The sequence below is a fragment of the Methanooceanicella nereidis genome (genome assembly GCF_021023085.1).
GTDB classification, from domain to species: Archaea; Halobacteriota; Methanocellia; order Methanocellales; family Methanocellaceae; genus Methanooceanicella; species Methanooceanicella nereidis.
Genome location: NZ_PGCK01000004.1, coordinates 114972 through 132292 on the forward strand (window position 1 = coordinate 114972; position 17321 = coordinate 132292).

Genomic DNA, 17321 nt, shown 5'->3' on the forward strand with positions numbered 1-17321 from the left:
AGGAAATAGCCGGAAATCCCGGCCATCATTTGATCTAGTTTACGCAGTATCTCTTTCTGTCCCTGAGCTCTGCGATCTTCGCGTCGTTCCAGCCGCCGGTGTTGATGTCGCCGCTTCCGATGCGCTGGCAGTAGCCGGTTATCCTGGAATAGTACTCAAGATCGTTACCGCTTGCGCCGCAGTTCGGGCATTTATTTAAAAGCCCGCCTGACACGGTCGTACATTTCTTGCAGGTTGTCAGGTCGCGGGTGTAGTCGAAAAGTCCCATGCTCGTGTTGCGGCAGAGCTTTTCGGTGAGGCTCATCAGGCCTGCGGGGTCGGGGGTGCCTTCGCCCAGGAATAAGTGGGCTATGTGGCCGCCGTTACATACAGGGTGATAGTTGCCCTCGAGCTTTGCCCTTTCGAACAGCGATATGTCGGCGTCGACCTTTATGTGAGAGCTGTTTGTATAGTATACGGCTCCGCTCTCCCTGTCGCCGTTGACGATGGCGCGGTCCCCGAAGTGGCGCATGTCGAGCTTGGCGAACCTGCCCGCGGTGGATTCTGCCGGGGTCTGGGTGAGCGTCCACCTCCATCCGGTAAGCTCCTGCTGCACTTCAGCCCAGTCGCGCATGTACCTGAGCACGTCCATTCCGAAATCGTATGCGTCCACGGATTCGTGGAGGCTGGTCCCTGTGTGCGCCTGCACGAACTCATTCAGGCCGACGAACCCTACTGTGTGGGTGACGTCCCTGAACCTGTAGTACTCCTCGCCTTCGGCGTTCTTCTGCGTCAGGAACGGAAGGAGCTTGTTCTGGTAGAGCCTCTTTTCCATCAGCTCATGTTTAATGACAAGAGCCTCTTTGATAAGGTCGAGCCTGGAATCCAGTATCTCGAACACTTTGCTGTCGTCGCCGTTTGCCTCAAGGGCTATGCGCGGCAGGTTGACCGTGTTATAGTGAATGTTGCCGGTCCTCATTGTGCTCATCATGGGGTTCTCATAGCCCTGCTTATCGGCCCAGTCGCCGCTAAGCCTGGTCCTGCATCCCATGCTGTTGACCGCGTCATGCTGCCATTCCGGAAGAAGGTTCAGTATGTACGGGGTCCCGTATTTTGAGAACAGCTGATGGACTTTAAAGAGCATATCATTCTGCTCCCTGTCCTTGAACGCGCTATCCCTGACCTTCACTATAAGATTCGGGAAGAGGTGTGGTTTTCCGAGAGCGTCGCCTTCGAGGAAAACGTCCAGCAGTGCTTTCGTAAACATGACAAGCTCATCATGATAGTCGCCATAAGTGCCGGATATCTTACCCTTCGGGCCTACGGCAGGGATGTCCTGAAGGAATTTCGGCACCGTGAGGTCAATATCCATGTTTGAGAACACTACCTGGCCGCCGCGAGCGACGTACTGCATGTTCATCTCATAGACGAACGCCTGTGCCACCTGCTTGACGTCGTCGTAAGACTTGCCGGTGAAGAACGGCGCCATGAATATGTTAAAGTTATCGAAAGACTGCCCGCCGGCCATATTGGTCTGGCTTGACGCGAGGATCTTCGCCGCATGGAGCGCTGCCACCATGCCGTGCTTCGGCGGCCCCGCGACAGACGTATGATTTCCGGTACCGTCGACCCTCAAGCCATGCTTAAAGAACCATGAAAGGTCGTGCTGAAGGCAGTTTGGCCTTATGGCGAAATAGTCCGCGTCATGCAGATGGATGTCACCGCGCATGTGGGCGTCCGAGATGTTCTTAGGTAATATCTTTACGAGAAGATACTCCCTGATTATCTGGTCGCCTGCGAACTTGTGGATGGTCTCGGGGTTATGGTGCAGGTTTGCGTTCTCCTTGCTGCCCTGTTCGATAAGCTTTGTCACGTCGTACACGGGCATACCGAGCCTGGTGTATTGTGAACGGGCTTCTTCGAACCCTTCCTCCAGTAACTGTACCGTGGTGATCTCACGAATAAGGGGTGCTGTCAGGTAGCTCACTTTCAGTTTCCTGAGCTTCGCCTCGACTTCCCTTGCCACGTGTGCGGCGCTTTCCTGAGGGAGGTTAGTCTCTTTGACCAGAGACTCCTCTATGAACTTGCTGTTAAAAGGCTCGAGAGTCCCCCTCGACGTCCTGACGTACATTTCATGTGATTGCTTGTACTTCAGGGCCGCATCCGGGTCCCTCTGGTCTATCATGTTGATAAGTATAGTGCGAAGAGATCTGGTAGTTATGCCGTCCTGTATCCTGTACTGGAGGTCATCCGCTATATCGCATGCCACCTTGTAGGATATCCCTGACTTTATGAGGCTGACAACTACCTTGTTCAGGTCGAAGAGTTCGATCCTGTTGTCAGACTTTATGATGTATAGGTCACCGTCACCGCGTGTCTTTTCGAAATTCATTGAAACCATACGGACACCCCCGGAATGATCTTGTAAGAAGTCATGTTACCATCTCAAGCTATCGATCACCATATACTTGCTTATCGATATTGTAAAAAGCCAATACATAATGACTTACTACTTGTACTGCTTGCAAGGTTATAAGTGTTATGTTTACATTTTGTAAGTAATTATATTAATAGTGATTTTTCAATTGAACAAATAAATATGCGGTCCGTAATTAACCCCATAAGGATTTAAAATCGGTTTTGATGGCTTATACGTAAGCCGAAAAAATATTTGAGCGGCGTGAGAGGGTTTTTTGGGCCGTTTGAAATATTTTAAAAATATTTGTAAAAAAGTTTATGAAAATTTTCATTTTTTAGTGAATATAATAATATTAAGAAATTATTAGCTATCCACAGCAAATATGTAGAGTATATTCGTAATATTTCATAAAAGGGAAAAACAAAATGGACATTAAGATCATTGACAGGAAAACGCTGGAAAAAATAAAGAGCCTTAAGCTGCCTGAGCGAAAAGAGAGCAGCCCTTATGTCGTGCTGCACGTATATGGTGACGGCATCCGGGCGTCGCCAAAATGGAACGCCAAGGTATACATGAATAGTAAGGGCGAGCTTAAACTGGTCACTGTTGACCTCAGTACTCTTGAGGATATGTTATCCGGCGGCATGGGGCGCCAGAAAGAAAAAGTGCTAAAGGTGGACGATGCCGGCTGGGGGTTCCCGCTCGGGGGAGTGATGATAGGCGTCACCGATGAAGCCCGGGTAGAGACCGGCATAGTCGAAGTAAAATATTTCCAGGGAGAGCGTTTCGAGTCAAAAGATTACCTGTATGAGACAGCGCGAGTCACAAAAGAGCTCGTATCCAGATTTAACGCAAGCCCCGAGAATACCCGTATAGAGATATGTACGGGGTATGTGAACACTATGTCAAGAACAGCCCTCCGAGAAGAGGGATATGATGTCACCGTGGTCGAAATAAAAGGACTATTGCAGGACGAGCTGGAAAAAAGGTTCAAGGAATATGTAAAGTCGCTGGGGTATAAGAGATATTTCGACCCGAAAGAGACCCATGACATCGGATACCGTTTCAGCGAAGTCATTAAATGGATCGAAGAAAAGCCTGAAGATAGAATGAAACTGGCAAAGACAGGCTGGAAATATTTTAAGTCCGGGAGCGGTCCTTAAATGTCATAAGTCCTTTGATCCCTGTTTTGTCTATATTCTTTATCATTATATATCGCACAAAGGTAACTAAGGACCATTGTTTCTCACCACGAAGCGCACAAGGGGCTCGAGGGTTCACAAAGGACTTTTTAGAAGATTTATATCATATACTTAAAAAAAATTAGTGGTCCTTATTCGCCTTCGTGCGCTTCGTGGTGAGAAACAGTGGTCCTTAGTTACCTTTGTGATGGACTTGATCAAAGAGGGACTCGCATTCAAATTAAAAATATTACTGGACAGAACTCTAAATGATTAACACTTATTAGTCTGATAAAAAAATTATACTATGCCGTTCTCTGTTATTGTGAACTCGGCGCAACCGCCCTCCGGCATAGACCTGTGCTTCTTCAGTGTCGCCATGCGCTTGCCGATCCCGGTCCTTGTCAGCTGGACTATGACCTTGCTAAGGTGTTCGAGCATGTTGCCGCCCACGGCGCGAAGCTCCTCCTTATCGACATCCATGTAGATCTGGTTCGTTATAATGACAGCAACGTTGTGCTTTCTCGCCAGTCCCAGCAATAACGTCATCTGGTTCGCGAGCTCTCTCTTTAATAGCATGCTGTCTTTGGCCTCAAGCTCAATCCGGTACAGTGCGGTAGCGGAATCCAGGATGATCAATCCCACATTTTCCCTGACAAGTTTTTCGGTGTCCTTAATGGCCACGTATTGTTCTTCGAAGCTTGTCGGCGAGAAAACGATCATGTGCCTTGCGACATCTAAAGCGTTATCACCCGCTATCTGCCTGAAACGATCTGTGGAAAAGCCTTCGGTGTCGATATAGATGACTTTTTTACCTGACCTTAAAGTATTGATGGCAGATTGTAAGCATATATTAGTCTTACCGCTCGCCGGCTCTCCGTAAAGCTGGGAGATGGTGCCTGCTTCAAATCCTCCCCCGAGGAGCTCGTCGAGAGCTTTAGAGCCTGTGGGTAGCCTTTTAATGACCGTTTCTTTCATCGAGATTTAACCTCTATCCTATGCAACGTGATTGTTTATATCGTTGTTGGAAAGCCCGATATTCCGGCTATGAAATGCCTCCGGGAACCCCATCGGTATTATAAGTCCGTCCCACAGGCTGTATCGAATAAAATATTGAAGCGACAAATATATCCGATATCATTAGATAGTTTTTCTTGAACATAATAAGGAGGGACTTGAAGGAAAAACATAGTAGCCCTGATCACGTCGGATTTTACAGTATATGAGCAAGTCGTGTTCGAATTGAAAAGCAGGCGCGTGCCGTTCATTACGCTAAGGATGGATGAGCCGGTCCCTTCTAATGTCAAGGTTGTCATCACAACGACCGCGGAGGCTAAAGAGATAATGTGGGATGGCGAGCACCTTATCGTCTATGATGAGGCACATGCCACGGTCGACAGGGCTATAAACGCGCTGACCGGGACGATACATGCAGCTTCTCTTGTTGTGGGCATAGATCCGGGAAGACGCCCCGGGATCGCCGTGCTGTCCGGGGACATTGTCATAGCTGTCCATCAGGTGGGCGTGACGGAGGTCGAGCCCCTTCTTAAGAAAATAGCCCATGACTATAGCGCAAGAGTATCGCTTGTGAGAATAGGCCATGGGGCCAGGCTTATCACGACACAGATAATCAACTCTCTTCTCCAGAGCGGCTTTAAGGTCGAGCTGGTTGACGAAAGCGGCACTACCCCGTACATTGGCAAGAATATCCACACAAGCACAGTGAGGGACTTAATAGCGGCCATAAACATCGCCAGGATCAAAGGCGTGCCCGTAGGCAAAATGGAAGTGGAGCCGTCCAAGGGCGAGATCCGCGTCATACAGGAATCAAGCCGTTCAATGTCGGAAGGCCGCGCGACCATCCCCAGGTATCTTGCGAGACAGGTCGCTCGCGGAGAGCTGACCATCGATGAGGCCATCGCGATACATAAGGGCGAGCTAAAACTGAGCGACTAAGTAGTGTGTCCCATTAGTTCTTCGATTTATATGGTCATTGACTGATGATCTTATATGATCGCTATATTTAACGCTGCACGTGAGCGTAATGTACTGCCAGTAATATCACAATCATTAAAGATCGATAAGCTTTGATCTCATTGAAGATAAAACATAAAAAAATATCGTGATACGGCAGTTTCTTTTTCAAGATACATGCCGTATCACATTTTCAATCACCGGAGGTGATCACATCCATCTCCAATTCCCTCAGGTCTTCATCCGCTGTAATGGTCTGTTCGACCCGGACGGGTTCCTTCAGGCTGTCGTCAAACCTTATTTCGCGGTCCCTTAAGATATCAACGATCCTGCTTACATGATCGTCCGTCAGTATTTCCGGCCTTGACGAAAGGTATTCCGGGAAATCATCATATTTCAGGAACCGCACAAAGTCTTCCTTCCCCTTAATGGTGCTGTTCGTATAGAGCACGATGCTCATGACCTTCACGCCGTTAAGGTTACAGGCGTACTTCAGGTATTTATACAGTAGATGAGAGGCGCGTCGCGCCTGCTCGCCGGGAGTGGGCTTATCCTCGTATTTCCACTTCGAGTTCCAGTTCTTTGTCTCGACGCAGTATACACCTTTTCTGCCCACCACGATGTGGTCAACTCTGGCTGATTTCAGCATTTTGCCATCGAATTTTTGGCCGTTCTCGCGGGCTATCTTGACATCACTTATCACGTAATAGTCATCGCTCAGCTGTTTAAGCGCGTCCATTACGAGCAGCTCACCGTAGTATCCTTTCAGCTCGCTACGGTACTCTCTCGTCAGTCTGTCCAGCACCTCTTTTTCGCGGTACAGGTACAGCAGGCCGTTCTCGATGATGGCCTCCCTGTTTACCTGCAGATGGTTTATTCTCATCATGTACTCTTCGCTTTTTTTGTTCTTATTGAAGAAGAGCAGGTAATCGAGGATGAGACTTTTTCTCATGTTCTTCTTTAACGTCCTCAGCTCTCTTTCGATGAGCCTTTCCTGTCTTGACCGCTCAAGACTGATGTACTGGTCTATGGCCTCCCGCCGCTCCATCACTTCGCGGATGGTGGTACAGCTTCGCGAGACACCCATGTCGTGCAACTTGCGGATAAGGTCGTCTCCAGCCCCGCTGCTACCAATCAAAGTTGCCATACAAAATAAAAAGCTAGCTTTTATGCTATAAACATTGTCATATGCGGACAGGATAAAATCTTCAAAAATAACAAATATATCCATATTTCACAGTTTTTATAGTTTATAATAGATTTTAAACTGATAAAAACAATATCAGGCCAGTTTGAGATCACAGATATTTTTATTGTTTAAGCTGTCAGGCATCATTAACTGGATAATTCTATAAAATATCCGTTCATCAGAAAAAATGGCTTGTTTCTTCATCGGCGGCATAATATTATAGGCTATTTTGAAATAATGGCAAAATAGCCTTTATTAAGCGTTTTAAGTAGTAATATAACGCATTATGAAATTAGGACAATATTAACAGATTCTCGGTAAAATATTAGGTGCGCCGACCAGACATGCGTTTTTATTTTTAATAGTATATAAATAAATCCGGGCTCAAATTAAGAGTAAAGGAGGGGATAATGTGAAAATATCTAAATTAGTTTTAGTCCTCGTTCTCGCAGTATCGATATCAGCGATCGTAATGCCCGCAAATGCATTCTTCGGATCCCCGTTCGGCGGATTAGGATGCGGAGTACCATTCGGCGGATGCGGGTTCGGATTCCCGTTCGGGACAAGCTCGTTCACAAGCACAGCTGCGTTCCAGGCGACCAGCTCATTTAGCACTGTTGGTGGCGTCGGATTCGGATGCGGAGTACCATTCGGCGGATGCGGGTTCGGATACCCATTCGGAGGATTCGGACTGGGAAGCTGCGGATTAGGAGGCTTCGGACTGGGAAGCTGCGGATTAGGAGGCTTCGGACTGGGAAGCTGCGGATTCTAATAAATGAGGATAAAGGCAAAGGTGTGGGCGGTCAGGCAACGGCTTGACCGTTACAGCTTTTTATTTTATTAAATATCAATTCAAGTGGCGCATTTTTAGTTCCGGACCTATTAAAGCTATTAAAAAAGCCTCTTGTGCGTCTAAACTTTAAAAGACATGGACAGTAAACGATAGAGGTCACCCCTTCTCGAACCGCTCCCATGCCTGCTTTTCCGCCATTCTCATCACTGACTTGAGCGGGACTTTCATTTCCTGGGATATCAGTTTGGCGTCCTCGTACTCCACTGACACGTCGATGACCTTCCCGGACATGTCGGACGAGACCTTAAAGCGCATATCATAATAATTATCGCCTATTGTGATCTTGTAAACGTTAATTTCTCTTTTAGCTATGTACCTGTGCTTTACGGGGATCACGCGAACCCCGAGAGAGCCTGTCTCGAGCATGATCCGCCTGGATATCGCCGGACCGTCGTCTGCTTTAGCCACGACGCGGATAAGATGGCCGCTTCGCCCCTTTTTCATCATGGCAGGTATGATGCTGACATCCCTTGCGCCCATCGATAATAGCTCTTCCACAAGGTTACCCAGCACTTCGCCGGTAACATCATCGACGTTCGTCTCCAGCAGCTCTATCCGGTCCCCGATCAGCGCATCATCCACCTCGCAGTAAGTCACGCGAAGCACGTTAGGTATCGGAAGGTCTATATCCCCGGCACCGTAACCGATAGCGAGCGGTTTATGCTCCGGATAATACCGGCTTGATGACCGGGTATAATAAGATAGGACTGCTGCCGCCTCATGAGTCAAAAGCTCCCCGTCGAAGGGCCCGCCCTGGGTAATGACGTTCGATCCCTTTAAGACTTGAAATGTCTCTGGCAGCGGTACCGGCATGGGCCCGCATCGGGTATCTACCATGCCCCCGCCCATGGCTGCCGGCGTCGATTGTATCACGGGGCGGCCAAGAGTATCGATCGCGGTGCATATCCCGCCTATCATAGCCACAGAAGCGATATGTATCTTTGATCCTTTACCGTGTATCTCATCCAGGGAATCAAGGATCATGTTAACTATTTTCATAGCGTCCGTACGAACGGGTTCTTTTTCGTGCATGATGTTGAGCTTATAAAGGGCATCCTCGCGTGATAAAAAAACGGGCCATTCTTTGGCATCCTGTTCCTTGATATAAATATTCTTTACCTTCATGCCGTTCCTGTTCTCGTCAGATATGTGGACAGGTGCCTCGCTTAGCCATTCTACCGCGGACTTGACTCTCCAGTCATTTGCCCCGCACCCGAGCAACGCGCCCAGTATCATCTTCTCGCTCGCCCCGCAATAAGGATCAAATATCAAGCACTTCAAGATCTCACCGTTCCTTGAGAATATCAGCGGCTATTATCCTTATACCTTCTTAATTTTCATAGCAACGGATAATATGGCTGTAAGAATATTATTTAAACACAAATTATAATTATGTTTTTAGAAAATTGACCGGACAGCCCGCGCTTCTAGTATGGAATGGCTTAAGCGCCATAAACATTGAACATAGAGAAAATTTTTGTACATAGAATAATAAATCCATTTGAATAGTTTAATTGGACAATTCTACATTCCGGTGAACAGGCCGGCCATTGTCATAAAAAGTTGCGATGGGACCGTATTACATTAGCGTTATATTAAATAGTAAACACCCTAATAGACTTATTATACGCTATAATGCATTTTGCCGTTTGCCAGAATCCAGGCATTGATCAAGATCATATCAATTTAACACGAGGGATCAAATGAAAGAGTTGTATTTGAAGGTTGCAAAAGCGTTGCCGAGCGACTTTGGTCGAGGCATTGCACGCATAGACCCGAACACCCTCCTGGAATTGAAGCTTTCCCCGGGCGATATCATAGAGATAGAAGGAAAGCGCGCCACGGTCGCTAAAGTCTGGCGTGCAGAAAAGCAGGACTGGGGCCAGGAGATGATAAGGATAGATGGTTTCACGAGGCAGAACGCCGACGTGGGCATCGGGGAGCGCGTTAAGGTCACCAAGGCCGCGGTCAAAGACGCACAGTACATCGTTCTCGCGCCGCCGGAAGGAACGGCCATACAGTTTAGCGGTAACGCTGTGGAGATGGTAAAACATCAGCTCTTAAAACGCCCCATCATGCCGGGGGATGTCGTACCCCTGATGAGCAGCATGACAAACCCGTTCATGGGCAGGACCCTGTCTAACCAGGCAATACCGCTGATCGCGGTAAAGGTAGACCCCGCAGGGCCTGTCATAATCAACGAGAATACTGAGATAGAGTTGCGCGACAAGCCCGCAAGGGGCTATGAGCAGGTTCGCGCCACGGGTATCACTTACGAGGACATAGGCGGACTGAGGGAAGAGGTGCAGAGAGTCCGCGAGATGATAGAGCTTCCGATGAAGCATCCGGAGCTTTTCCAGAGACTGGGCATCGACCCGCCAAAGGGCGTGCTTCTCCACGGGCCTCCGGGAACAGGTAAAACGCTTCTTGCAAAGGCTGTCGCCAATGAATGCGGCGCTGAGTTCTTCTCCATAGCAGGGCCGGAGATCATGTCCAAGTACTACGGAGAGTCCGAGCAGCGTTTAAGGGAGATATTCGAGAACGCTCGTGAAAGCTCCCCGTCCATAATATTCATAGACGAGCTGGACTCCATCGCCCCAAGGCGTGAGGACGTGACCGGAGAGGTCGAAAGAAGGGTGGTCGCCCAGCTCCTGACCATGATGGACGGTCTCGAGGAGAGAGGCCAGGTCGTAGTGATAGGCGCTACAAACCGTGTCGACGCCGTCGACCCCGCACTGAGAAGAGGCGGCAGGTTTGACAGGGAGATTGAGATCGGCGTGCCTGACTCTCATGACAGGCTCGAGATACTGCAGATCCACACCAGAGGTATGCCTCTCGAGGAAGTAGACCTGGATCGCCTTGCTGCGATCACTCACGGTTTCGTAGGAGCCGATCTTTCAGGACTGGCCAAGGAAGCCGCCATGAAAGCCCTTAGAAGATATCTTCCGGAGATAGACCTCGATAAGGAGATCCCCCAGGAATTCCTGGATAAGATGAGAGTCTACAACAGCGATTTCGTATCGGCTATGAAGGATATACAGCCTTCCGCAATGAGGGAGATATTCCTGGAGCCCACGAACACTAAATGGACAGATGTCGGCGGCATTGACGAGGCCAGGATGGAGATCATAGAGACCATAGAATGGCCCCTGAAGAACCCGAAGAGGTTCAAGGAAATGGGCATAAAGCCGCCAAAGGGAGTCCTCTTATACGGTCCGCCAGGTACTGGCAAGACTCTCCTGGCAAGGGCGGTCGCCACGGAGTCCGAGGCGAACTTCGTCAATATTCGCGGTCCTGAACTGCTGTCCAAGTGGGTCGGAGAGTCGGAGAAGGCGGTGCGTGAGACATTCCGTAAGGCACGCCAGGTGGCTCCGAGCGTAATATTCTTCGACGAGCTTGACGCGCTTGCCCCGGCCAGGGGAGGCGACGAGGGCACAAGGGTCGCCGAACGTGTCGTGAACCAGATGCTCACGGAACTGGACGGTCTCATCGAGATGGAAGGGGTAGTGGTTATAGGGGCCACTAACCGCCCGGACATCATAGACCCCGCGCTGTTGAGGCCGGGAAGGTTCGACAGGCTGGTATACGTGAACCCGCCGAACCAGGAAGGAAGGGTCAGTATCTTCAAGATACACACAAAGAGCATGCCGCTGGCCGAGGACGTGGATTTCAAGGAGCTGTCAGCACTGTCCGAAGGATATGTCGGCGGTGACATCGAGTCCGTATGCCGCGAGGCTGCTATGCTCGCCCTGAGGGAGAACTTCGAAACAACGCAGGTCGAGATGAGACACTTCAGGGATGCCCTGAAGAAGGTCAAGCCCACGATGAACGACATGGTAACGAACTACTATACGAACATCAAGGAGCACTTCAAGGGCGGGACCCCGAAGGAAGTCCAGAAGAAATACACATACGAGTACGTGTAGAGGCACGTACTCAAGCCTATTTTTTTTAACATACCGGTTTTAGTTTTCATGCAGAGCATCATAAGAATCTGCGTAAGCTGATCTTTAATTTAGCCCGCGAAATGTTAATGATGCCATTATAAAACGGTATATATCAGCCCGTAATTATTTTCTGCATTAATAAAATAAGTCAATGTATCACAAAGGGTAAATAGTATTATGAGAATAGCAAGACCGGATGGACGCTACTAAACGACTTGTCGACATGGGTGTCATGCCTTTCAGGAGGAAAAGTTCCGGCGGAGCGTTAAAGCCGCATTTCTCGCTGACGTTCAGGTGCGAAGGCAGGCTCAGGACATTTGGCGTGGACACGACAAGGATGGGGCGTTCAAAGGATGAAGGGCATCATTTTTTGATCACTCACGCGCACAGCGACCATTACGGGAGCTCTGCGATGCTTTCAGAGAACGCGATCGCTTCGGACAAGACAGCGGTGGCGCTTGAGCTAAGGCATAATAAGTATTTTAAAGGTACGACTTTCAAGGTCGGCGACACAATAGACGTGGAAGGCGTGAAGATCAAGACTTTCAGCACGCATCACTCTATAGGCTCTACGGCGTTCCTCTTCGAGAATGACCTCGGCGTCAGGATACTGGTCACGGGGGACATTAAAGACTGTAAGGACCTGCCGGATTGCGATCTGCTGATAACTGAGGCCACCTATGGCCACCCTGAGGACCCTTCATGCATTTTCGAGGACGACTTTGAGGCCTTCAACTTTGCAGTCAGCCAGGCAAGAGTGGGGTTCGGCGCCTACTCGTTCGGAAAGGCACAGCGTGCCGTTAGCCTCATAAGGATGGCAGGGTTCGACGGCCCGATAGAGATGGAGAAAAATTCTCTGATGCTCACAAAACACCTTCTGGGAGACGAGGCCGGGGAACTGCTGAAGCTTGGCGAACATGACGGGAGGATGTGTATCACGTCCCCGTGGAGCCTTAACAGGCTTCCCTATGACATGAAAAAGTATGTGCTGACGGGCCAGAAATACTATGAGCACCAGACCATATGCATAAGCGACCATCTTGATTTTAACGGGCTCAGGGAAATGGTCTATTCGATGGATCCCGACTATACGCTGGTCTATCATCCGGAGCAGGGTAACTCGCAGCAATTTTCCAGGTTTTTAAACAAGAACGGAAAGCAGTCATGTACTATATCCGACATTACAGGGGCTATTAACGAAGACATCCTTTAGCCAAAATTAATTTCGATGATACCTAAAAATTTATTTAGATATACAATCCAAAGGGTAATGATCAGAGGCCTATATAGTTCTATGATTGTGATAGAAACTTTATGATAGGTTTTCAGTAATTGAAATATGCGGTCAAAAGAGGTAATAAGTGTGAAATTGACTAAATTGATCATGGCGGCTATTGTTCTAATGGCTTTTATCGTTCCGCTTCAGGCATCCCAGGCGACGGCACAGATGCCAAAGACGGTCACCATATCCGGAGTTGTTTATAATTACGGTACCACTGTGGGTGATGCAAACGTCTACCTGCTCGACTGGGATGGCTCGAGGCCCGGCGCGACCGTAAGCAGCGGGAAGACAGGTGACGGAGAAAAGAGCGCCAAAGGAACATTCAAGTTCACAGGCGTGCTTTACGACCCCGCAAAACCCTTTAACTTTTGCATAAAGGCTGAAAAAGACGGGAAGACAGCATATGTGCTTGTATATATTATCGACCCGTACAGCCAGGATCCGATAGTTGCACCGGTCAAGATCGACATCAGCCAGGAGTCCTGGAAATGCGACCTCACCGGGACCGTACAGAACAATAACCTCTATCCTGAGCAGTCCGCACAGGTCACTCTTTATGAAAGGGACATAGTGAACGATACAAAGACCAAGGTCAACTATGTCTATAATCCCATACAGACAGGAGGGGACGGGGGATATGTCCTCACAGGAGTCCCTTACGGATACTATACAGTCGAGGCTGAAAAGAACGGCATGATAGGCACGGGGGACATCGTCATTTACAAACAGGACGCGAACATAAACATCATTCTCTCGGAAAAAGCCCCCACGCCGACCCCGACACCAACCGCCCCCGCAGGAGGCTCGGGTGTCACGGGATTGCCCGGATTTGAGCTTGTCGCAGCCTTACTGGCATTCTTAGGCGCGGCATACACTGTCAGAAAGATGTAAGCTTTTTAACGCTTACATCAATTTCCCATTTTTAGCCAAAAAATTTGGCAAATACCTTTAAAAAGACTGCAAATGGTTTCGTAGTCATAGAAAAAGAGATTAAGGATATGATGATATAGGATAAATTATATGGCAGACGATGATAAACTTCTTGTTGTGCCGCTAGGCAGCGAATCCAAGAACATTACCCAGATCATATCTAACGATACTGCGAGGAGCATACTGGAACTCCTGGCTGAGAGCCCTATGTCGACCTCTGCCATAGCTAAGAAACTTGATATACCCCTGACCACGGCACAGTACAATGTCGAAAAGCTCATAGAGGCCGGCCTTGTCAAGATAGAGAGGACGAAATATAGCGAAAAAGGCAGAGAAGTTAAGCTATATTCCGCGGCCAAGAGGTACATCGTACTGGTCCCGGAAAAGACTCCGAGCCAGGCCGTAATAGACGCCATAAAAAAATACCTGGTATTGCTGCCGATAGCAGCGGTCCTGTCTATCATAGTCGAATACTTTGTCCCGCTCAAGGATCAGCTTATGGACAGCGGAGAAGAAATGCTGGCAGCAGGTGCCGATCCCAACAGGCTTAGCTATGCCCCTGATATCGGGATTAAGGCCGCTCCGGTCCCGGCTCCTGAAACTGTAACTTCGTCGATCACGGACCAGATAAGCCAGAGCCTCTCATATGCCGACCCGCTCCACCACAGCGGAGTGCTCTTCCTGACAGGATGCCTGATAATAATATCGATGGTAGTCGTCCTGGAATACTTGAAATACAGGAAAAAGTGAAAAAACAGACAATAATAACCATTTTTAATATTTTGATCAGTCTGTCTCTCAACTTCTTTTATTTTATACAATTTTCTCTTACCACAAAAGTGCACTAAGGTACACTAGCTCTCACCACGAAGCGCACGAAGGCGAACAAGGAACACAAAGGACTTTTTTAGAAGACTATCATATACTTAAAAAAATTAGTGTACCTTATTCGCCTTCGTGCGCTTCGTGGTTAACAGTTTAGTGTACCTTATTCGCCTTCGTGCGCTTCGTGGTTAACAGTCTAGTGTACCTTACTCGCCTTCGTGCGCTTCGTGGTTAACAGTCTAGTGTACCTTACTCACCTTCGTGCGCTTCGTGGTTAACAGTCTAGTGTACCTTACTCGCCTTCGTGCGCTTCGTGGTTAACAGTCTAGTGTACCTTACTCGCCTTCGTGCGCTTCGTGGTTAACAGTCTAGTGTATCTTCGAGCCCTTTGTGGTTGATCTTATCAAAGAGGAACGTATATTGAAAGAACTTTCAGGCGGGATACATAGACTTTACTCGTCCTCTGTCTCTATTCCCACTGTCGAGAGGAACCGTCTGGTCACTGCCTCTTCTGTCAACTTTAAAAGCATGTCACGGTCTTTTACGCCGCTGAACACTCCCAGAGGTATCTGCGCCGCCGCGGTCTTTGGATGCCCTCCGGCCGAGCCGATGTCTCCAAAGGATTTCTGTATGATGTCGCCTATGTTGATACGGATGTCCTTGCTCCTTGCCGAGACGTATATTTTCTCATCCGTAAGCCCGTAGACAAGCACAGTGGAAATCCCTTCAAGCTTTAATAGATGGTCTGCTGCCTGCGGAAGAGTGTCGCGGTCGTATATGAAGCCCACGTTGGAAAGAAGGTAGCTTCCCTCGATCTTTTTATTACGTATCGCCTCTCCCAGCACCTCGAGAGTCTCGGCTGACATCGACGGCGTCTCGATCTGCGAGAGCAGGTCGTGTTCCGCGAAAGAGTAGAGGAAAGCGGCAGCTGTAAGGTCAAATGTAGAAGTGTTGCGCTTAAACTCGTTAGTGTCGGTCCTGATACCGTATAGCAATGCGGTAGCGAGATGGCTGGAGAGCTCAAAATCAAGCTCCTGCACATACCTGGTCATGATGGTGGACGTAGCCCCCACATCAGGCCTGATATCAACGAATTCGGACTTTATCTCGGTATTTTCATGCGCCATATGATGGTCGATGATTATGTTCACATGGGTATCGGGTGGAAGCGAGTTATTCTTACCGGGAGTGTTAGAGTCCACAAGCGCTATTATGCTGTATTCTGACAGCATCTGATCTCTTACCTGTATGAGCGGGATGTCAAGAAGATTTACGAACGCCCGGTTCTCTGCATGGCCGATCATGCCATAATAAAGTATGTCTGCCGTCTTACCCAGCGAGTCGGCGATATTCTTCAGCGCAAGTCCGCTGGCGATGGAATCCGGGTCGGGGTTATCGTGTATGACGATGCCTATCTTTTGCGACGGGTCTATGGACTTTAAATAGTTCATTAGCTGCCACGCAGCACCCCTTATCTCGATCTTCTGGAGCTCCGTAAGGGCCACGTCCGCCACAATGCTCGGCGGGTGAAGGACTATGTCCGCCCCTTCGGAATACAGGTCGTCTATCGTTATCAGGTCGATAGCCCTCACCATTACAAAGGATTTGGGGGAGACGTTCTTTATATATTTGAGAGCCGTCACATTTGCGTCAAAATCCGAGCTCATGATGAAGACGCCTTCTGAGCCTACGAGCGGCATCTCCTTTAATGATTTTAATGAGTTTATGTCGCCTTCTATCGCTTCATAGCTTTCATCCCTGAGTGCTTCGACACGCGTGTGTTCGCTATCTACGATAAGAAACCCTTTCTTTAGCTTTGCTACTTCTTTGGCTATTGCAAGCCCTATGCTACCCCCGCCGAGTATCACATACGGGTACTTCTGCTTCTTCGGGTGTTTCTTGGAAGGCTTCTCTGTGGTCTTTTCTGATTGAATGTTCAAAACCCCGGTAAGTTGATCCTTTATTGTAATGGTCTATTGCGGATAAACTTTCTGTTGTCAGTTATACCACAACGTATATATCTGAGATATGACTTATTAAAGGTTCGCTGCGGGTAAGTATTATACATATTTTCTGCGGCGCGAGTGTTGTAATCATTTGGGCCCGTGGCTCAGTCAGGCAGAGCGGCGGACTCTTAATCCGCATGCCATGGGTTCAAATCCCATCGGGCCCGCCAATGATCACGAACACGATCTGTTTTTATGGGATTTAAATCAGGATATTGTGTTAGTACTTATGACCTTACGCAGTTCGACGCTCGGCCTATATAACAACATATAACTTTTTAATCCACGCCGTTCGACACTCGTTCTATATAACAACATATAACTTTTTAATCCACGCCGTTCGACGCTCGTTCTATATAACAACATATAACTTTTTAATCCACGCCGTTCGACACTCGTTCTATATAACAACATATAACTTTTTAATCCACGCCGTTCGACGCTCGGCCTTCGGCCTCGCTACTCGGCTTTTAGGGTGCTTCGATGTCAGGGCCGGGCTTGCACCCCGCTCGCATTTCTGCTTCGCAGAATGCTCGCTCGCAAGCCCTAAGCGACGCGGACTAACGCCGCGTCCATTACCCTGCCATCTACGCATCCCTTCACTCGCTCGCTTCGTTCGCTCGCTCCGGGCAGACCCTAAAAGCCTACGCCGAACGCGAAATGTAAATTTTGAAATTTATAGGATAATCGGATATGCATAGCTCAGTTTACGAGAAAAATATGGGTGATATCTACT

13 protein-coding genes and 1 tRNA gene are annotated in these 17321 nt (G+C 48.6%); 8 read left to right on the top strand and 6 right to left on the bottom strand.

Annotated elements, in window-relative coordinates; all coding sequences use genetic code 11:
* Window positions 1-34 precede the first annotated feature (34 nt).
* Window positions 35-2380 carry an anaerobic ribonucleoside-triphosphate reductase gene (gene nrdD, locus CUJ83_RS06225; protein ID WP_230741429.1) on the bottom strand — a complete coding sequence of 782 codons (2346 nt, stop codon included), beginning with the start codon at window positions 2378-2380 and terminating at the stop codon, window positions 35-37.
* Between the two features lie 443 nt (window positions 2381-2823).
* Here nrdD and CUJ83_RS06230 point away from each other — a divergent pair, with 443 nt between their 5' ends.
* On the top strand, window positions 2824-3561 hold the full coding sequence (locus CUJ83_RS06230; RefSeq protein WP_230741430.1) for a hypothetical protein: 738 nt from the start codon (window positions 2824-2826) through the stop codon (window positions 3559-3561).
* Window positions 3562-3879: 318 nt separating this feature from the next.
* Here CUJ83_RS06230 and radB read toward each other — a convergent pair whose 3' ends face one another.
* The gene (gene radB, locus CUJ83_RS06235; RefSeq protein ID WP_230741431.1) at window positions 3880-4557 is read right to left on the bottom strand and encodes a DNA repair and recombination protein RadB; all 678 of its coding nucleotides are present in this window, start codon (window positions 4555-4557) and stop codon (window positions 3880-3882) included.
* Window positions 4558-4779: 222 nt separating this feature from the next.
* Between radB and CUJ83_RS06240 the strand changes: the two genes are divergently transcribed.
* Window positions 4780-5535 (top strand): hypothetical protein, encoded by a 756-nt coding sequence (locus CUJ83_RS06240; RefSeq protein ID WP_500796487.1) that lies wholly within the window; start codon window positions 4780-4782, stop codon window positions 5533-5535.
* Window positions 5536-5746: 211 nt separating this feature from the next.
* Here CUJ83_RS06240 and CUJ83_RS06245 read toward each other — a convergent pair whose 3' ends face one another.
* Window positions 5747-6700, bottom strand: coding sequence for a nuclease-related domain-containing protein (locus CUJ83_RS06245; protein WP_230741433.1), 954 nt, complete (start codon window positions 6698-6700; stop codon window positions 5747-5749).
* A gap of 454 nt (window positions 6701-7154) precedes the next feature.
* Here CUJ83_RS06245 and CUJ83_RS15825 point away from each other — a divergent pair, with 454 nt between their 5' ends.
* Window positions 7155-7514: a hypothetical protein gene (locus CUJ83_RS15825; protein WP_305067643.1), complete on the top strand. Its 360-nt coding sequence runs from the start codon at window positions 7155-7157 to the stop codon at window positions 7512-7514.
* A gap of 177 nt (window positions 7515-7691) precedes the next feature.
* Here CUJ83_RS15825 and larC2 read toward each other — a convergent pair whose 3' ends face one another.
* The gene (larC2, locus tag CUJ83_RS06255) at window positions 7692-8876 is read right to left on the bottom strand and encodes a nickel pincer cofactor biosynthesis protein LarC2 (protein ID WP_230741434.1); all 1185 of its coding nucleotides are present in this window, start codon (window positions 8874-8876) and stop codon (window positions 7692-7694) included.
* A gap of 422 nt (window positions 8877-9298) precedes the next feature.
* On the opposite strand from larC2, the gene CUJ83_RS06260 reads away from it, so the two are divergent.
* The 4 genes from CUJ83_RS06260 (at window position 9299) to CUJ83_RS06275 (ending at window position 14504) form a co-directional block, all read left to right on the top strand.
* The gene (locus tag CUJ83_RS06260; protein WP_230741435.1) at window positions 9299-11521 is read left to right on the top strand and encodes a CDC48 family AAA ATPase; all 2223 of its coding nucleotides are present in this window, start codon (window positions 9299-9301) and stop codon (window positions 11519-11521) included.
* Window positions 11522-11738: 217 nt separating this feature from the next.
* Window positions 11739-12755, top strand: coding sequence for an MBL fold metallo-hydrolase (locus CUJ83_RS06265; protein ID WP_230741436.1), 1017 nt, complete (start codon window positions 11739-11741; stop codon window positions 12753-12755).
* A gap of 150 nt (window positions 12756-12905) precedes the next feature.
* The gene (locus CUJ83_RS06270) at window positions 12906-13715 is read left to right on the top strand and encodes a carboxypeptidase-like regulatory domain-containing protein (protein WP_230741437.1); all 810 of its coding nucleotides are present in this window, start codon (window positions 12906-12908) and stop codon (window positions 13713-13715) included.
* Window positions 13716-13844: 129 nt separating this feature from the next.
* On the top strand, window positions 13845-14504 hold the full coding sequence (locus CUJ83_RS06275) for an ArsR/SmtB family transcription factor (protein WP_230741438.1): 660 nt from the start codon (window positions 13845-13847) through the stop codon (window positions 14502-14504).
* A 527-nt stretch (window positions 14505-15031) separates the two neighbouring features.
* Here the strand turns inward: CUJ83_RS06275 and CUJ83_RS06280 are convergent.
* A complete protein-coding gene (locus CUJ83_RS06280; RefSeq protein ID WP_230741439.1) occupies window positions 15032-16519 on the bottom strand; it encodes a DHH family phosphoesterase in 1488 nt (495 codons plus the stop codon).
* 159 nt (window positions 16520-16678) lie between these two features.
* Here CUJ83_RS06280 and CUJ83_RS06285 point away from each other — a divergent pair.
* Window positions 16679-16755, top strand: a tRNA-Lys gene (locus tag CUJ83_RS06285).
* Window positions 16756-16985: 230 nt separating this feature from the next.
* On the opposite strand, the gene CUJ83_RS06290 is transcribed toward CUJ83_RS06285, so the two are convergent.
* Window positions 16986-17180, bottom strand: a complete 195-nt coding sequence (locus CUJ83_RS06290; RefSeq protein WP_230741440.1) for a hypothetical protein — start codon at window positions 17178-17180, stop codon at window positions 16986-16988.
* Between the last annotated feature and the right edge of the window lie 141 nt (window positions 17181-17321).